General features: G+C 61.8%; 20 protein-coding genes and 1 pseudogene. 15 read left to right on the top strand and 6 right to left on the bottom strand.

Features of this window, described 5'->3' with window-relative positions:
- Positions 1-70 precede the first annotated feature (70 nt).
- On the top strand, positions 71-1,075 hold the full coding sequence (locus EFD55_RS17045) for a LacI family DNA-binding transcriptional regulator (RefSeq protein WP_125846236.1): 1,005 nt from the start codon (positions 71-73) through the stop codon (positions 1,073-1,075).
- Positions 1,076-1,099: 24 nt separating this feature from the next.
- On the opposite strand, the gene EFD55_RS17040 is transcribed toward EFD55_RS17045, so the two are convergent.
- Together EFD55_RS17040 and EFD55_RS17035 are read right to left on the bottom strand one after the other, a co-directional pair.
- Positions 1,100-2,005, bottom strand: coding sequence for a S1C family serine protease (locus tag EFD55_RS17040; protein WP_125846235.1), 906 nt, complete (start codon positions 2,003-2,005; stop codon positions 1,100-1,102).
- A gap of 157 nt (positions 2,006-2,162) precedes the next feature.
- Positions 2,163-3,107, bottom strand: coding sequence for an AraC family transcriptional regulator (locus EFD55_RS17035; RefSeq protein ID WP_125846234.1), 945 nt, complete (start codon positions 3,105-3,107; stop codon positions 2,163-2,165).
- 124 nt (positions 3,108-3,231) lie between these two features.
- Between EFD55_RS17035 and EFD55_RS17030 the strand changes: the two genes are divergently transcribed.
- The 4 genes from EFD55_RS17030 (at position 3,232) to EFD55_RS17015 (ending at position 6,636) form a co-directional block, all read left to right on the top strand.
- Positions 3,232-4,185 carry an SDR family NAD(P)-dependent oxidoreductase gene (locus EFD55_RS17030; protein ID WP_125846233.1) on the top strand — a complete coding sequence of 318 codons (954 nt, stop codon included), beginning with the start codon at positions 3,232-3,234 and terminating at the stop codon, positions 4,183-4,185.
- 34 nt (positions 4,186-4,219) lie between these two features.
- A complete protein-coding gene (locus EFD55_RS17025) occupies positions 4,220-4,432 on the top strand; it encodes a hypothetical protein (protein ID WP_125846232.1) in 213 nt (70 codons plus the stop codon).
- A 173-nt stretch (positions 4,433-4,605) separates the two neighbouring features.
- The gene (locus tag EFD55_RS17020) at positions 4,606-6,009 is read left to right on the top strand and encodes an aminotransferase-like domain-containing protein (RefSeq protein WP_125846381.1); all 1,404 of its coding nucleotides are present in this window, start codon (positions 4,606-4,608) and stop codon (positions 6,007-6,009) included.
- A 258-nt stretch (positions 6,010-6,267) separates the two neighbouring features.
- Positions 6,268-6,636, top strand: coding sequence for a DUF983 domain-containing protein (locus EFD55_RS17015; protein WP_125846231.1), 369 nt, complete (start codon positions 6,268-6,270; stop codon positions 6,634-6,636).
- Here the strand turns inward: EFD55_RS17015 and EFD55_RS17010 are convergent.
- Complete coding sequence (locus tag EFD55_RS17010) at positions 6,606-7,532, bottom strand: LysR family transcriptional regulator (RefSeq protein ID WP_125846230.1); 927 nt, start codon at positions 7,530-7,532, stop codon at positions 6,606-6,608. The genes EFD55_RS17015 and EFD55_RS17010 overlap by 31 nt on opposite strands.
- A 149-nt stretch (positions 7,533-7,681) precedes the next feature.
- Here EFD55_RS17010 and EFD55_RS17005 point away from each other — a divergent pair, with 149 nt between their 5' ends.
- The 4 genes from EFD55_RS17005 (at position 7,682) to EFD55_RS16990 (ending at position 10,391) form a co-directional block, all read left to right on the top strand.
- Positions 7,682-8,293 carry a glutathione S-transferase family protein gene (locus tag EFD55_RS17005; RefSeq protein ID WP_125846229.1) on the top strand — a complete coding sequence of 204 codons (612 nt, stop codon included), beginning with the start codon at positions 7,682-7,684 and terminating at the stop codon, positions 8,291-8,293.
- Positions 8,294-8,339: 46 nt separating this feature from the next.
- Positions 8,340-9,272 carry a pyridoxamine 5'-phosphate oxidase family protein gene (locus EFD55_RS17000; protein WP_125846228.1) on the top strand — a complete coding sequence of 311 codons (933 nt, stop codon included), beginning with the start codon at positions 8,340-8,342 and terminating at the stop codon, positions 9,270-9,272.
- A gap of 78 nt (positions 9,273-9,350) precedes the next feature.
- Positions 9,351-9,812, top strand: a complete 462-nt coding sequence (locus EFD55_RS16995) for a nuclear transport factor 2 family protein (protein ID WP_125846227.1) — start codon at positions 9,351-9,353, stop codon at positions 9,810-9,812.
- 18 nt (positions 9,813-9,830) lie between these two features.
- Positions 9,831-10,391 (top strand): TetR/AcrR family transcriptional regulator, encoded by a 561-nt coding sequence (locus EFD55_RS16990; RefSeq protein ID WP_125846226.1) that lies wholly within the window; start codon positions 9,831-9,833, stop codon positions 10,389-10,391.
- A gap of 209 nt (positions 10,392-10,600) precedes the next feature.
- Here EFD55_RS16990 and EFD55_RS34115 read toward each other — a convergent pair whose 3' ends face one another.
- Positions 10,601-10,732, bottom strand: coding sequence for a hypothetical protein (locus tag EFD55_RS34115; RefSeq protein WP_281015403.1), 132 nt, complete (start codon positions 10,730-10,732; stop codon positions 10,601-10,603).
- A 156-nt stretch (positions 10,733-10,888) separates the two neighbouring features.
- Between EFD55_RS34115 and EFD55_RS16985 the strand changes: the two are divergent.
- Both EFD55_RS16985 and EFD55_RS16980 read left to right on the top strand, forming a co-directional pair.
- Positions 10,889-11,583: pseudogene (locus EFD55_RS16985) on the top strand (hypothetical protein); the annotation flags it as partial.
- A 9-nt stretch (positions 11,584-11,592) separates the two neighbouring features.
- On the top strand, positions 11,593-11,898 hold the full coding sequence (locus tag EFD55_RS16980; RefSeq protein ID WP_125846380.1) for a Dabb family protein: 306 nt from the start codon (positions 11,593-11,595) through the stop codon (positions 11,896-11,898).
- Positions 11,899-12,120: 222 nt separating this feature from the next.
- On the opposite strand, the gene EFD55_RS16975 is transcribed toward EFD55_RS16980, so the two are convergent.
- Positions 12,121-13,344 (bottom strand): MFS transporter, encoded by a 1,224-nt coding sequence (locus tag EFD55_RS16975; protein WP_125846225.1) that lies wholly within the window; start codon positions 13,342-13,344, stop codon positions 12,121-12,123.
- 78 nt (positions 13,345-13,422) lie between these two features.
- A complete protein-coding gene (locus EFD55_RS33200; protein ID WP_165504819.1) occupies positions 13,423-13,578 on the bottom strand; it encodes a hypothetical protein in 156 nt (51 codons plus the stop codon).
- A gap of 247 nt (positions 13,579-13,825) precedes the next feature.
- Here EFD55_RS33200 and EFD55_RS16970 point away from each other — a divergent pair, with 247 nt between their 5' ends.
- The 4 genes from EFD55_RS16970 (at position 13,826) to EFD55_RS16955 (ending at position 16,734) form a co-directional block, all read left to right on the top strand.
- Positions 13,826-14,074 (top strand): hypothetical protein, encoded by a 249-nt coding sequence (locus EFD55_RS16970; RefSeq protein WP_125846224.1) that lies wholly within the window; start codon positions 13,826-13,828, stop codon positions 14,072-14,074.
- A 54-nt stretch (positions 14,075-14,128) separates the two neighbouring features.
- Positions 14,129-14,800: a response regulator transcription factor gene (locus tag EFD55_RS16965; RefSeq protein WP_125846223.1), complete on the top strand. Its 672-nt coding sequence runs from the start codon at positions 14,129-14,131 to the stop codon at positions 14,798-14,800.
- Complete coding sequence (locus EFD55_RS16960) at positions 14,790-16,193, top strand: ATP-binding protein (RefSeq protein ID WP_125846222.1); 1,404 nt, start codon at positions 14,790-14,792, stop codon at positions 16,191-16,193. The genes EFD55_RS16965 and EFD55_RS16960 overlap by 11 nt, the downstream gene beginning before the upstream one ends.
- Before the next feature lie 118 nt (positions 16,194-16,311).
- Complete coding sequence (locus EFD55_RS16955; protein ID WP_125846221.1) at positions 16,312-16,734, top strand: RT0821/Lpp0805 family surface protein; 423 nt, start codon at positions 16,312-16,314, stop codon at positions 16,732-16,734.
- Positions 16,735-16,787 lie beyond the last annotated feature (53 nt).

Below are 16,787 nucleotides of genomic sequence, written 5' to 3'. Positions count from 1 at the left end.
GATCAAATTTGATCATTGACTGCGTGGCTTGCCGATGTTCTGCTGTGCCAGGTTGAGGAGCAGGTGGCCCGTGACGAAGGTGACTTTGAAGGATGTCGCCAGGGAAGCCGGCGTTGGCACGGCAACCGTGGAGCGCGTGCTGAACGGTCGCGGCGGCGTGCGGCCGGAGACTGTGGAAAAGGTATTCGTCGCGGCAAGACGGCTTGAATACCGGCAAAGCCTGCAGGTCGCCCATCGCGGCCTCATCCGGATAGAGGTGATCCTCGTCCGCCCGGAAACCCACTTTTATTCGCGGTTGAACCGGGCCTTTGAACGCATCGCCGCCTCGCTCGACGACAGCATCGTCGTTCATCGAACCTTCGTCCGCGAAGACGAGCCGGCGCAGTTTGCGCGCTATATTGCCAACCCGACGGCGCGCCGCTCGGCACTGATCGTGGTTGCGCCCGACCATGTCGATGTCGTCACCAGCGTGCGAAAGGCCGCGGATCTCGGCATTCCCGTTGTCCAGATCATGACCCGTCCGGCTCCCGAACTGCCCTATGTCGGCATCGACAATTATGCCGCCGGCCGCACGGCAGCGCATTACATGTCGGGCATGCTGGCGAAACGTCCCGGCTCCTTCGTGGCTCTCTGCCACAGTGGAGCCTATGAGAATCACAAGGAGCGGATCCGCGGCTTTTCCGCCTATCTCGCGGAGAGAGGTTCGAACGAACACCGTTTCATCGAGGTCATGTTCGACCTCGATGATGAACACAATGCGATGGAACTGCTGCGATCGGCGCTCCGGCGGGAGCCGGGCATCATCGGTGTCTACACTGCCGGTGGAGACAACAAGGGTATCGCACGGGTGGTCGAGGCAAGCGGAACGGAGCGGCCCTTCTGGGTCGGCCACGAATTGACGGCAGAGACGCGGGACTATCTGCGCCGTGGCATCATGTCGATCGTGCTCGACCAGGCGCCGGAGGTGCAGGCCAGACGATCGATAGACCTGGCCCTGAACCGGCTAGGCCTCATCGAGGTGGAAGTCAGCTCCGAACCCGTGCGTTTCCTGACGATCACGTCGGAGAATCTTTAAAGCGGGATAAGGATATCCGAGGACCTACTGCAATTGCGGCTTTCTGAGAAAGCTGTTGCGGTCGGCGGATTTGATGCGCAGCCATGCTTCCCGGCCGTTCCTCAAAATCCGCAGGGGAATTTCGGCGCCGGCGGGGCCGCTGCTCCATACCTTGCGATAAAAATCGGCCAGTCCATCGACCTCTTCGTCCCGGATCTCCGAGATGATATCGCCCTGGCGTAAGCCGGCCTGAGCTGCCGGGCCACCTTCGGCTACGCTCATGACCACGACGCCGCCATTGCTCTCGGCGGAGAATGCACCCAACCAGGGCCGCGGCGGCCTGTTGACCTGGCCCCGGTTCAAGAGGTCGTCGAGAATCGGCAGCAGCAGGTCGATCGGCACGACCATATTGATATCGGCGGTCTCGCCGCCCTGGCTCATCTGCAGCCGAAGCGAACCGATGCCGAGAAGCTTGCCGTCCGAGCCGATCAGCGCCGCGCCACCCCAGGACGGATGGGCCGGTGCAGTGAAAATTGCCTCATCAAGCAGATATTCCCAGTAGCCGGCGAATTCCTGCCGGGCGACGATGTTGGCCTCGACGAATTCACCGATCCCATCAGCAAGCACGACGGGATCACCGGGCTTGGCCCCGGTCGCGTCGCCCAAAGCCACGGCCGGCGCATCGAGGTTGCCGAGCGCCTGCACCAGGCCGAAGCCGCTTTCCTGATCGTAGGCGAGGGGGTGGGCAGGAACCACGCGCCCATCCTGGGTCGTCAGCCAGACTTCTTCTGCTTCGGTGATGAGATAACCGATGGTCAGCACCAGCCCGTTGTCCCGGATGACCACGCCGCTACCCTCCCGGATGGTGCCCAGCGTCTCCGCTGTGAAGGCATTTTCCGGAATTGAGGAACGTACGGCCACGACTGACCGCAAAATCGGATCGATATTCATGCTTTCATCCCATGGGGCGCCGGCACGGAAGGCTGAAAGCCGGCGCATTCCGCCTTAAATAGGTAAGAAGATGGAGGGGCGGGCGCAAGACCGTATCGGACGGAATTTCGGCAGGCCAACGCGCGACCTCCCTGTGATGCCTGCACCAATCAAGGGTTCACTGAACGCCGAGACTATCTCGGATGGCACCGGCGGGCGGCTGAGCGCGACCATATTGCCGCGGCGAGCATCCCATCACTCTCTTGAAAGCGGTGCTGAATGCGCTTTCGGATTCATAACCGAGCGACAGGGCGACACCGGCAATTGCTTCGGCCGAGTTTGTCAATCGGTCACCTGCGAGAAGCATGCGCCAGCGCGTCAGATAATCCATCGGCGCAAGCCCGACCTTTTCCTTGAAGTGGAGAGCAAAACTTGACCGGGACATCGAGGCCCGTTCAGCCAGCGACTGCAATGTCCACTTGCGGGCTGGATCGGCATGCACGGCACCGATGGCCGCACCGATCCGCCGGTCGGTAAGCGCGAAAAGCCAGCCGACGCCGCGCGCATTCGGCGATGCGATATGGAGGCGCAATACCTGCATGAGCATGACATGAGCAAAATGCTCCGCCATCAGAAAGCCGCCCGGCTGCTGGTCGCGCAATTCGCGCGTCATCCGATCGAGACACCAGCGCAGCACGGCGGCGTGATCAGAATCCCTCTTCACATGGACGATTGGCGGCAGGATTCCGAGTAGGATGTCCGAATTTCCTCCCGAAAAGGAAAAGCGGCTGCCGATCAGGAAGAAATCGCCTCCGCCGTTGCAAGTCGCAATGCCGTCGCGGGCGATCGAATAGATCGCATCGGACGGGATCGCTTCGAGAGCCGGATCGCTGGCGAGACGAAAGGCTCGGCGGCTCGTCAGCAGAAAGCAGTCGCTTTCCTCCAGGCGGACAGCTTCGGGGACGCCATCGACGCTGAGCCAGCACGCGCCTGATATCACCGCGTTGAACTTGATGCCATCAGGGGGCGGATAATCGATCGCCCAAGCGCCGCCAGCGTCAAGCCCCGCGGAAACATAGCTGCGCGGTTTGAGCAATGCGAGAACATCGGATAATGGATCCATGCAAAAAATCCGGACGATGGCGAAGATATGCCGGACTTTAGCGCATGGATCGTCTGGAGACCACGCCTTATTCTCGCGACGTCGCCCCGAGCGACGGCACCTTCGCAGAACAAAGGCAACTATCATGAATGACAAACAAGTCCCGATCGGCTCCGGATTTGGAGCCCACACGACTGCCGACGAGGTTCTGGCCGGTCTCGATCTTTCCGGCAAGCGCGCCATCGTCACCGGCGGCCATTCCGGCCTCGGGCTCGAGACCACGCGCGCTCTGGCGGGCGCCGGCGCTAAGGTGACCATCGGCGCAAGGAACATCGAGGTGGCGCGCAGCGCGGTCGCCGGTATCGATGGCGTAGAGATTGATCGGCTCGACCTTTCCGACCTCGAAAGCGTGCGCGTCTTTGCCGAGCGGTTCGTCGCGTCTGGCCGCGGCATCGACATCCTGATCAACAGCGCCGGCATCATGGCCTGCCCGGAAACGCGTGTCGGCAACGGATGGGAGGCACAGTTCGCGACCAATCATCTCGGCCATTTCGCCTTGGTCAACCGCCTTTGGCCGGCGATCTCGCGCGGCGCTCGCATCGTTTCGGTTTCCTCCGGTGGCCATGGCAACTCCGCCATACGATGGGAGGATGTGCAATTCGAGACCGGTTACGACAAATGGCGGGCCTACGGTCAGTCTAAGACCGCCAACGCACTTTTCGCCGTGCATCTGGACAGGCTCGGGTGCGACACCGGCATCCGCGCCTTTTCGCTGCACCCGGGCAATATCTTTACCCCCTTGCAGCGCTATCTCGCAAAGGAGGAAATGGTTAGTGCCGGCTGGATCGATGAGGCCGGCAATCCGATTGATCCGACATTCAAGACGCCATCCCAGGGCGCCGCCACGCAGGTTTGGGCGGCGACCTCGCCGCAACTCGACGGTATGGGGGGCCTCTATTGCGAGGACTGCGATATCGCCATCTGCGCAACGGATGGAGAACCCGGCGGCGTCAGCGGCCATGCAGCCGATCCCGAGGAGGCGGCACGCCTCTGGATCTTGTCGGCAAGGCTGACCGGCATTGACGCTTTCGCGGCGTAGGTCTGAAGCCATAGCTCGCGGTAAACCCTCGTCAATGCGCGCTGAAGATGCTGCCGATTGTGTTGCCGTTCTCGCGCCTCACCCGGCCTTCTCGGGCGAAAGCTCGATCAACTGGATCCGCGGCGCCTCGCCCAAGCGGAAGCCGCGCAATGGCTTCGCGCTTGCGGCAGCAAGCGGAGCGGATCGTCAGCACGTCATCGGCGCGCACGCTGCCGAATCGGCTGCGGCAGCGCGGTGGCGCAGATAGCAGTCAAATCCGGTGACATTCGTCATTAAAATGTACCAAGGCATGCGCAAAAGCTGCGGCATTCCGTCCTGCGTCGCTCTCCGGACTTGGGGCGCGACATTTTTCGTGACAGCGGTTGTGTGCAACAATATACAGTCAATCCTATCAGGAATCAGACTGGCATGGATCGCGAAATGAAAGACTGGCATCCCGATCTCAGCCGCAGCAGCAGCCCCCGTTATATGGCGATCGCCGATTTGATCGAAATGGATCTGCGCAGCGGGCATCTGGCGGTCGGGGACCGGCTACCGCCGCAACGCGAGCTCGCCAAGCGGCTGAATGTCGATTTCACCACCGTGGCCAGAGGCTATGTGGAGGCGCAGAAACGCGGGCTCGTGGATTCGCATGTCGGCCGCGGCACTTTCGTCACCGGTAGCGCGGGCACGGAGAACCAGGGTCTGACGCTCGACATGGCGCCCGATCCCCGCCGCGCATCCGTCGTCGATCTCTCGATGAACATGCCACCGGAGCCTGACGATCCGGAACTCATTGCCCGCATGCGCGATGGCATGTCGGCGGTGGCCGCAAACCTTGTTCCGCTTCTGCGTTATCAAGGTTTCGGCGGCTCCGGTATGGACAAGGAAGCCGCCGCCGCCTGGCTCGGTCGCCGCGGGCTCAAGCCCTCGCAGGAGCGGATATTCGTCACGCCTGGCGCCCATCCGGCGCTGCTGGCGATCTTCGGCCTGCTCGCAAAACCCGGCGAGACCGTGCTTTCGGAGATCGTCACCTATCCCGGCATGCGCTCGATCGCTGCCCAGTTGCGGCTCAATCTCGCCGGCCTGCCGATGGATGAGGCGGGTATCCTGCCCGACGCCTTCGCTAGAGCCTGCGAGAGGCTGAAGCCGAAGGCGCTCTATCTCAATCCGACGCTGCAGAACCCGACGACACTGACGATCCCGGCCAAACGCCGTGAGGAGATCTGCGCCGTTGCCCGCAAATATCAGGTGCCGATCGTGGAGGATGACGCCTACGGCTTCATTCCGCTGCAAGGCCCGTCGCCGCTTGCGGCGACAGCGCCTGATCTGACCTGGCATATCGGCGGACTGGCGAAATGCATCGGTGCAGGTCTGCGCCTTGCCTATGTCGTGGCGCCGGATACCAAGGCCGTCTGGCCCTTCGTCAGCGCCATGCGCGCCAACAATGTCATGGCCTCGCCGTTGAACATGGCGCTCCTCACCCGCTGGATCGAGGACGGCACAGCCGATGCGATCCTGCGCTTCATCCGTTCCGAGGCCGCAGCCCGCCAGCAGATGGTCGCCGCCATCCTGCCCGCCGGCAGCTACCGCGCCGATCCGCTCAGTTTCAACATCTGGCTGCCGCTGTTGAACGGCTGGACCCGCTCCACCTTCGCCAGTCACATGCAATCCTCCGGCATCGCCGTGCTGGCAAGCGATGCCTTCACGGTCGAGGGCCCTGCACCGGAAGCGGTGCGGGTCTGCCTCGGCGGCCCGGTCACCCGGGAGAAGCTGCAAGGCGCATTGGAATTCATGGCGCATGCGCTCGAAGGCCCGCCGGAGATGGCGGCTTCATTTTTCTGACAGCAGGTCGACAACCTGCCTGCCGACGCGGTCGAACGTCGGGGCGGGGGTCAGATCGACCGCGACATCTGCCTTCCGGCCCGTCTCGGCTCTCAAACTGAACTTGCGAAACCGCGATCAGCTCGCAACCTGCTGGCGGGCATCTGCGTCCTTCTGGCAAATTGATTGGACAATCTCGCATAGTGTAATTATATTGAATGCATACATTCAAGGACATTGATCGCATCAATGTCCGCGGCGCACGAAAGCGAGATCGTTATGGACACCGAATATCCTCCGCTTCCTCCAATGCAGACCGGCATCAGGGGACGCTGCCCGCGTTGCGGCCAGGGACACATGTTCAAGGGCTTCCTGACATTGCGGCCGGAATGCGAGGCTTGCGGCCTCGACTATTCCTTCGCCGATCCGGCCGACGGCCCGGCTTTCTTCGTCATCTGCTTCGCCTGCATACCGAGCGTGCTGCTTGGCGTCTGGCTTGAGGTGGCGTTCTCTGCGCCTTTCTGGGTGCAGCTCCTCGTCACCGGTCCCTTCATGCTCGCGACCTGCATTCCGCCGCTACGACCGCTGAAGGGTTGGTTGGTCGCCAGCCAGTATTTTTACAAGGCGGAAGAGGGCAAGCTCGCCTGATCCTTGCTCAGCGTCGCCCGCAGGCGCGGCGTCGCGAAATCGATGAGCGCCCGCAATTTCAGGGGCACCAGCCCTTGCGAGGGATAGACGAGATGCACCGGTGCCGGCTGCGGTTCGAAATCGGCAAGCAGCGGCACCAGCAGCCCCGCCATTTCGGCGAGCGCGGCTTGATAGGAGAGCACACGCGTGACGCCGAGGCCGGCGACGGCCGCATCGACCGCGGCCTCGGCGGTATTGACGGCAAGCCGTGAGCGTATCGGCACGGCGAGATCGCGTTTTCCATCCGTGAATGTCCAACTCACCGTCGAAGCCATGCCCTCGAAGGTGATACAGTCATGTGTCGCGAGATCGCCCGGATGCCGGGGTGCGGCGTGCTGTGTGAGATAATCCGGGCTGGCATAGACCGTGCGGCGGATCGCGCCGAGCCTTGTGGCGATCAGGTTGCTGTCCGGCAGGTTGCCGATCCTGAGAGCCACATCGATATGATCCTCGACCAGGTTCGATAGCCGGTCGCCAAGCATCAGCCGCAGATTGATATCGGGGTAGGCTTTGAGGAAATCGACCACGACGGGCAGGACATGCAGTCGCCCGAAGACGATCGGCGCGGTCATCGTCAGTTCGCCCTTCGGTGCGCTGTATTCGCCAGCGGCCGTCCGTTCCGCCTCTTCCACTCGATCGAGAATTTCCCGCGCTGCCTCCACATAGGAGCGACCGGCCTCCGTCAACGCGATCCTCCTGTTGGTCCTTTGCAGCAGCTGGGCGTTGAGGTGTGCTTCCAGTTCCGAAACCTTGCGGCTGACGGTGGCAAGCGGCGAGCGCAGATGCCGTGAGGCCGCCGACAGGCTGCCCTGTTCGACAACGGCAAGAAGCACGGTCATGGCGTCGAGGCGGTCCATTCCAGCCTTCCATAAATTGGTAGTTTTCCTTCCAAATTAGCATTCTACTGCAGCTGAGTGGAAGACATTAAATTCCCATGCAGATGGTTCGAAGCGGCCATCGCCGGAGGCGCAGGCCCTGCCTCCATCAGAAGACCAGAGGAACCGTCATGAAACTTTATCATCACCCGCTTTCCGGCCATTCGCACCGGGCTCACCTGTTCCTGTCACTGCTTGGCGTGCCCTATGAATTGATCGAGGTCGACATGGCGGCAGGCGCTCACAAGTCCCCGGACTTTCTGAAGCTCAATCCCTTCGGCCAGGTGCCGGTACTCGACGACAATGGTGTGGTCATTACCGATTCCTCGGCCATCCTTGTCTATCTGGCGCGCAAATACGGCCGCACCGACTGGCTGCCGGAAGAGGCCCTGGCCGCGGCGCGGGTACAGAAATGGCTCTCGGTCGCCGCGGGCGAGATCGCCTACGGGCCTTGTGCCGCTCGTCTGGTCACAGTCTTCGGCGCCGATTTCCGCGTCGAGGAAGTCATCGCCCGGGCGCACCGCATCCTCGCACTGGTCGAGGCGGAACTGGAAGACCGCCACTTCCTGCTCGGTAACAATCCTGTCGTCGCCGACATCGCGCTCTATAGCTACATCGCCAACGCACCGGAGGGGAATGTCGATATTTCGGCCTATCCAAACGTCCGCGCCTGGCTGGCGCGCATCGAAGCGCTGCCGGGGTTCGTCGGCTTTCGCAAGACGAAGATCGGCCTTGCCGCCTGAAGATCGCCCTCCCGCTTTCCCGAATGTTACCTGGAAGGAAGCCACAATGCTGGAACAGACAAGACAGGATGGCACATCGCCCTGGCATGAGGGCGAGCTTGCCATGCAGCGCAGCGTCGGCGTCGTCGAACGCATGGACGGGCCTGGGCGGAATTTTGTGCGCCGGGCCATGCCGGAACAGCATCGTGCTTTCTTTCCGATGCTGCCTTTCGTCGTACTCGGCACGGTCGATGCCAGGGGAGATACCTGGGCAACGGTCCGGGCTGGGCGGCCGGGTTTCATGTCCTCACCGGAGCCGGAGATCCTCGATGTCACCCTGCCGCGCGACGCGGCCGATCCCGCCGATGCCGGTATGGAAGAGGGCGACGCAATCGCAATGCTCGGCATCCAATTGGAGACCCGGCGGCGCAACCGGTTGAACGGCGTGATACACAGGACCGGCGTGGAAAGTTTTTCGGTACGTGTCGGCCAGAGTTTCGGCAATTGCCCGCAATATATCCAGCTTCGCTCTTCCGCCTTTGTCCGCGATCCCGATCTACCCACAGCGATGCAGCCGCTTCATTCCGCCCAGCTCGACGATCGGGCGCGGCGGATGATTGAAGGCGCCGATACGTTTTTCGTCGCTTCCTATGTCGATCGCGACAATGGCGAGCGGCAGGTCGATGTGTCCCATCGCGGCGGCAATGCCGGCTTCGTGCGCGTCGGCGCCGATGGCGTGCTGACCGTTCCCGATTTTCCCGGCAATCGGTTCTTCAACACGCTCGGCAATTTCCTGGTCAACCCCAGGGCGGGGCTGGTCTTTGTCGACTTCGAAACCGGCGACGTGCTGCAGATGACGGGAAGGGTCGAGGTGCTGCTGGATTCGCCTGAGATTGCAACCATTCAACGGGCGGAAAGGCTGTGGCGTTTCACGCCCGAACACATCGTATTTCGACCGGATGCTTTGCCGCTGCGTTGGAGCCTCGGTATCGACCTCTAACGCCGGATGCCACCAAAGGCGCCTTGCCAATTATTGTACCGATAGGTACAGTGCTAGCTGATCAGTACAGGAGATCTCATGTCCAGCCTCGTTCCACCCTTCACCCTGGAGACCGCCACCCAGAAAGTCCGTCTTGCCGAAGACGGCTGGAACAGCCGCGATCCCGAGCGCGTCTCACTTGTCTATACGCCGGAAAGCCGCTGGCGGAACCGCGCCGAATTCATCACCGGCCGCCCCGAGATCGTCGCCTTCCTCACCCGCAAATGGGCGAAAGAATTGGACTATCGGCTGATCAAGGAAATCTGGGCCTTCACCGATAATCGCATCGCCGTCCGCTTCGCCTATGAATGGCACGATGACAGCGGCAACTGGTTCCGCTCCTACGGCAACGAGAACTGGGAGTTCGATGCCGCCGGCCTCATGCAGCGCCGCTTCGCCTGCATCAACGATCTGCCGATCCGGGAGTCGGAGCGCAAATACCATTGGCCGCTCGGCCGGCGACCGGACGACCATCCCGGCCTGACCGAACTCGGCCTCTGAAGCCGGGGAAGTCTACGGGTGAAGACCGTCTATGAACGCGGAGACATCGTGCCATTGCTGGCGGAAATCTTCCGTGAGTTCGGCTACGAGGGCACGTCGCTCAGCCGGATCACCGCGCGCACCGGCATCGGCAAGGGCAGCCTTTATCACTTCTTTCCTGGTGGCAAGGAGGAGATGGCGAGCGCTGTTATCGCCGAGATCGATGCCTGGTTTGAACAGGCGATCTATCGGCCGCTGAGAAATGACGACGCCCGTCAGGCGATCGCGGCGATGTGGGTGAATGTCAACGATTATTTCCGTTCCGGCGGTCGCATCTGTCTTGTCGGAGCCTTTGCGCTTGACGAGACACGGGAGCGATTTTCGGCGGCGATCGGCGACTATTTCATTCGCTGGATCGACGCATTGCGCGCGGCGCTGGTGCGGGCTGGCTGCCCTGAGGAGGAGGCGCGAGCACTCGCCGAGGAAAGCGTCGCCGGCGTTCAAGGCGCGCTGGTGCTATCGCGTGCGCTTGATGATAGAGCGGTTTTTATCAGGTCGCTGCAGACGCTGGCAAAGCGGCTTGACGCTGCGGCGCGATGAGCCTGTCGCGGTTGCAGTATCAAGGACATCCGCATCGCCTGTCGATCAATCCGCCGGGATGAGTTATTCAACAGAGATACCCGGCCGCCATGAGATAGCCGGGGTATTGGTCGGGCATCGGCGGCGCACGAGCTGGGGAGACGGCGAACCGCCTGGAAGCGGCTCACTTAAGGGCTCCTCTTACATCGGCGCCGCTTTGCGTATATTTCTCAGCGTTGTTGTTGTGGCTGCTGCGCCGGACGGGGATTTTCCCGTTCAAGGCGAATCTGGCGCCACTCATTTTCCATCTGGTCGACCAGGTGCTGGGGAATGGTGGTTTGTGTGTTGGCGGGCGTCTGCATCGGAAGTCTCCTCTTTCGGGGTCAAGGCTTCAGGGCAGGGAGATGCATTGCACAAGACAAAAGGCGTGTAAATCAGTGGCTTAAACACTTTAAACGATTAAATGAATTTTAATCGATTAAGACGGTTTTAACCATGATATTTGTGGGAAGCGCGGAATGGTTGTCCACATGGACCGGGTATTCTTTTTCGATGCGGTGCGGGACAAGCTCTTCAAAGGAAAGCTGACTCATCCTCAGGTAGTGGGTATCACGGCGATTCTCGACGCCTGGGAAAAGCGGTTTTCCCATGCTGATCTGCGGTGGCTCGCCTATATCCTCGCAACCGCCTACCACGAGACCGCCTATACGATGCAGCCGGTGCGGGAGACGCTGGCGGAAAGCGATGGACGCGCGGTCGAGATCCTGGAGGCCGCCTTCGCCGCGGGCAGGCTCTCCTGGGTGAAGACACCATACTGGCGGCCGGACGAGGACGGCCGCAGCTGGCTCGGACGCGGCCTGGTGCAGCTCACCCACAAGCGGAATTATGAGGCGATGAGTGTGCTGACGGGCATCGACCTGGTTGCCAATCCTGACCGGGCGATGGAGATGGAGGTGGCGGTGACGATCCTGATCGAAGGCATGCTGCAGGGCAGCTTCACCGGCCATAAGCTCGAAGATCACCTGAATGCTGCGACCGAGGATTGGGTGAACGCGCGCCGCATTGTCAACGGTATCGACCGGGCGGAAAAGCTCGCAAGCTATGCCGTAGTCTTTGATGCGGCGATACGTCCGGATCCCTCGCGCACGCGATCGAGCGGTTGAAGGCCCGGGACGCGCGTGTTATCGCGCGGATCACCGCCTCATCTGACAGGAGCTCCCGCGTGATCCGCCATATCGTCTTCTTCACCGTGCAGGAGGAACATCTGGAGGAGGTGAGGGCAGGGCTTTCGATCCTGACCGGCATTCCGCATGCACGGCTGCTAGAGATCGGCACCAATGTGAAGACCGATCAGCTTGGGACCGAGATCGATCTCGTGGTCTATGGCGAATTCGACGATGAAGCGGCCCTAGCCGCCTACAAAGCGCATCCCGATTATCAGCTCTCGATCGAGCGCGTGCGGCCGCTCCGGGAAAAGCGGATTGCCGCCGATTATGACAGCCATGCAGCGGTGACGCGGCCGCTCTGAATTCCGTGAGATTCCGCAGCGCGGACTGCTATTTCATCGGAAATTCAGATGGATGACCGGCTCTCCCGAATCCGGCCGTTGCGACGTTGAATCAACTTCTAAGCCGCTGGACTCAACTCTTGAAAAAGCGGTAGCAAGCGTTTCAAAAGATTCGCCAAAGCGGCTGCACGTTCATGAAAAGTCGGTCGCAGCGGCCCGCCTGCTTGGGCACAAAGACCCGTATCACGAAACGGCCGGGCTCGGCTCCGATGTGCGAGCCCCGCGCACCAGCGCCATCAGCATCAGCACGAAGGTCAGCCCCAATGCTGCGAGAACGGCGCAGGCAAGGAGTGCCGGGCCGGTGCCGGCGCGGTCGAGAATGGCGGTGATGATAACGGGGGCGGCGGCATTGGCGAGGTTTTGCGGCAGCGACAGCCGGGCCGATTGCAGGCCGAATTCGTGCGGCGAAAACAGCGCCAGCGGCAGCAGCGCGCGGGCGACGGTCATGACGCCGGAGCCGAAGCCATAGAGCAGGACGAAGGTGATGAGGAGCGGCGTCGAAGGACTGGCGATCAGCATCATCAGGAAACTTGCCACCATCAGACTGATGCCCATTGCAGCGCTGAGGATGGGATTGCCGCGTCGACCGAGCAGCATGTCGAGGAAACGCGCCGAGATGCCGAGGACACCGCGTGCCGAGCCGAGCTGCAGCGCCAGCGCCGGTGAGGCGCCGGACTGCCGGAAGATTTCGAGCAGTGATGGCGAGAGGCCGAAGGTGACGAAGGTGGAGATCGTCGTGGCTGCGGCAATCAGCAGGAAGGCTTTGCGCTGCGCTGTCTTTGAAAGCGGCACCGGGGCGATTTCCGCCGTGCCGCCTTGGACATGCGCCGCAATCGGTTTCGGCAGGGCGAAAAGATGCAGCGGCAGGCAGACGAAGAATTGCAGCGCCGCGCAGGCGAGGAAGGTGAGGCGCCAGCCGATCGCCTCGTTGAGCAGGCTGAGGATCGGCCAGAAGATGGCGCTCGAAAGCCCGGTGAACAGCATCAGGATGGCAATGACGCGTTTGCCATTCGCCCCTTCGCGCTCGACGACGGCGGTATAGGCCGGCGCCGAAAGGCCGAGTGCGCCGCCGATGCCGATGATAGTCCACGCTACGGCATAGAGCGCGATGCCGTTTGCGGCGGCAAGCAGAAGCTGGCCGAGCGCGAAGATCAGCGAGGCGGCCGAAAGCACGCGGGCGGCGCCATAGCGGCCAAGCCAGCGGCCGGTCGCAGGACCGACAATTGCGCTGACCATCATCATGATCGTGAGACCGGCAAACACCACCTCGTTCGGCAGCCCGAGATCGGGCGCCACGACACGGCCCATGACGCCGAGCATGTCGAATGTCGTGCCCCAGCCGATGAGCTGGGTAATGGCGAGGACGATGACTGTCTGCGCCGAGCGGAAGCGGAGGGATTTAGGCATTAATGCTGGAACGGTTTGAAATGCGGGGTAGCAGGAGCGTAACAGTTTCAATCGGGCGGTGAAAGCTATGGCACGCGGTCACCCGTGCTTTTCCATAAACGCGGGAAACGATGAAATGATGACATGAAATATCGGTACAATTTCAGGGCGACCGGCGCGGCTGGGCGTCTGCTGCCATCTGCCGGTATGCCGGGGCATCGACACGGGCGCGGCCGATTCGGCTGCGGCGGTCATGGTGAAACTCGTCGGCTTGCCTTTGTGAAAAGGGGGGAGCGAACTCGCTGAGCCTGTGTTGAGGAGTTTTTTCCGCGGGGAAGACCGCCAACGCTTGCTGCAGAGGCGGTTTCCCGCGGCGGAAATCGATCGTCCCGAACGGTCGAGAACAGTTCTAAACACCCTGGATTACCGTGCATTCATTTGCCATTCAGGTCGCGTGAGTACATATTCGGAACAAGTTGGCATTACCTTGAAAGCATAAGACATGGCCTTTCCTCTGAGCGTCGCAGCATTGGCCGCCGGACTGGTGGTATCGACGCCCTCACCGGACGCGACGGGCACTTTTGTCGTGCGCGTAGCAGGCGATTGCAGCGCCGCCGCAGCCCAGGTCGTCGAGGAGACGGGCGGCCAGCTTCTGTCCGTGCAACCGGTGGGCGATACCTGCATCATCACCGTTCTCGTACAGGGCAACGGACAACGTCCACGCAAGGTGACGGTAAAGGTTCCGATGTAAGCGGAATCGGCTTATTCAGGACATAATCGATTTGAAGCGGACGAAGGCGGACCGATGCGCATCCTGGTAGTCGAAGACGACGTTAATCTGAACCGGCAGTTGGCCGATACGCTGAAGGAGGCCGGATATGTCGTCGACCAGGCGTTCGACGGCGAGGAAGGTCATTTCCTCGGTGACACCGAACCCTATGACGCCATCATTCTGGATATCGGCTTGCCCGAGATGGACGGCGTCACCGTTCTCGAAAAATGGCGGGGCGCCGGCCGCGGCGTGCCGGTGCTGATCCTGACGGCGCGCGACCGCTGGAGCGACAAGGTCGCCGGCATCGATGCGGGCGCCGACGATTACGTCACCAAGCCCTTCCACGTCGAAGAGGTGCTGGCGCGCATTCGGGCGCTGATCCGCCGTGCGGCAGGACATGCCTCCTCCGAGATCATATGCGGGCCGGTGCGTCTCGACACCAAGTCCTCGAAGGCGACGGTCAACGGCACCACGCTGAAGCTGACCTCGCATGAGTATCGCCTGCTTGCCTATCTTATGCATCATATGGGCGAGGTCGTCTCGCGCACGGAACTGGTCGAGCATATGTACGACCAGGATTTCGACCGCGATTCCAACACGATCGAAGTCTTCGTCGGGCGCCTGCGCAAGAAAATGGGCGTCGACCTGATAGAAACGGTGCGCGGTCTCGGTTACCGCATCCAAGCGCCGAAACATGCGAATTAAGTCGCTCACAGCACGTGTATTGCTGCTGACCACCGTCTGGTCGACGGTGGCGCTTGTTGTGATCGGCCTGCTGATTTCCACGCTCTATCGCAAGAGCGCCGAACGCGGCTTCCAGGATCTGCTGCGGGCGCAGCTCTATAACGTCATCAATTCGGTGACGATCGGCGATCAGGGGGCGTTGAGCGGCAGTCCGCAGCTCGGCGACCTGCGCTTTGCCCAACCGAAGACCGGCTGGTACTGGGTGGTGGAACCGCTCGGCACCTATACGACCGCCCCTTTGGTATCGCCTTCGCTCGGCTCGGCGCTCATTCCGGTTCCTTCCGTCGTCGAGGCGCCCTTCGACAAGAATTACGAGCGTTACTACCAGGTGACGGATGCCTCCGGGAACCGCGTGCAGGTGGCCGAAACCGAAGTGGTGCTCGATACCGACGGGCGCGCCGCGCGCTTTCGCGTCACCGGCAATGTCGATGTCGTCGAGGACGATGTCCGCAACTTTTCCCACAGTCTCTATCTGGCGCTCGCCGGCTTTGGCGTCGGCAGCCTGATCGTCAATGCGCTGGCAATTCTCTACGGCCTGAAGCCACTCGACAAGGCGCGCGCAGCACTTGAGCGCATCCGCGCTGGCGAGAGCGAGCAGCTGAAGGGTGATTTCCCGCGTGAAATCCTGCCGCTTGCCAACGAGGTCAACGCCCTGATCGACAGCAACCGCCGCATCGTCGAGCGGGCTCGTATGCAGGTCGGCAATCTCGCCCATTCGCTGAAGACGCCGATCGCCGTGCTCCTGAACGAGGCGCGCGTGCTGGAAAAATCCCATGGCGAGCTGGTGCGCAGCCAGGCGGAATCCATGCAGGGGCAGGTGCAGTCCTATCTCAACCGGGCGCGCATCGCCGCACAGCGCGAATCCGTGCTCGCCCGCACCGATGCCGAACCCGCACTGGAGCGCCTGGTGCGCGTCATGCGCCGGCTGAATGTGGATACCGAATTCGATCTCGTGGTTTCGCCGCCACATCTCGCCGTCGCCATGGAGCAGCAGGATCTTGAGGAGACCGTCGGCAATCTCCTGGAAAACGCTGCGCGTTTTGCCAAAAGCAGGGTGCGGCTTTCGGCCGTGGAAGCCGGCGAGGACGTGAAGGGGACGGAGGCGAGCGCACGCCGCCACTGGGTGGAGCTCGCTGTCGAGGACGATGGGCCGGGCCTGGAGCCTGACCAGATCCGCGAGGCGCTGAAGCGCGGCCGCAGGCTCGATGAAAGCAAGCCCGGAACCGGGCTCGGTCTTTCGATCGTCACCGAGATATCAAACGAATATCAGGGGCGACTCGAGCTTTCCCGCGGCGAGTGGGGCGGGCTGAAGGCGAAGCTTATCCTGCCCGGCGTCACAAAGGATGTTGCATGAGCAACTACTTGATGTCACAAAGATAGTGGCAAATGTATAGCATGCTTTGCCTTAATGCTGACACGGGGACGCTGCACTTCGATCGGCTGAATTTGACCTCTGATCGTGGTTCGACGCAATGATTTTTCGCTCGCAGGGCATGATCGTTTCCGCCCTTTTCGTCGCCGTCGCGCTGTCCGGCTGCGTGACGACGAAAGGCGCCACGTCACGCGGCATTTTTTCGAGCAAGCCCTCGGCATCGACCGCTTTCATCACTGCGTTGCAGGGCGGCCTCGTCGGCCGCAGCGGCGTGACGCTCAGCGACAGCGACAAGCAGCGGGCGCTCGAGGCGGAATATCGGGCGCTGGAGGGAGCCGCCGTCGGCCAGCCGATGCTTTGGACCGGCAAGGACATCAGCGGCAAGGTTGTCGCGGCAGCACCCTATCAGGTCGGCTCACAGAATTGCCGGCAATATACCCACACGCTGACCGTTGACGGCAAGGATACCGTGGTGCGGGGCGCTGCCTGCCGCAACGACGACGGCAGTTGGTCGCCGCTCTGAATTGCGGCTTATAGCCTCAAATCTTCGTCATTCGAGCTTTGGCAGTTGGAATG

The sequence above is a fragment of the Rhizobium pisi genome (genome assembly GCF_003938655.1).
GTDB lineage: Bacteria > Pseudomonadota > Alphaproteobacteria > Rhizobiales > Rhizobiaceae > Rhizobium > Rhizobium pisi.
The sequence above is the reverse complement of the archived record's forward strand: the minus strand, read 5'-3'. Positions and strand labels throughout refer to the sequence as shown.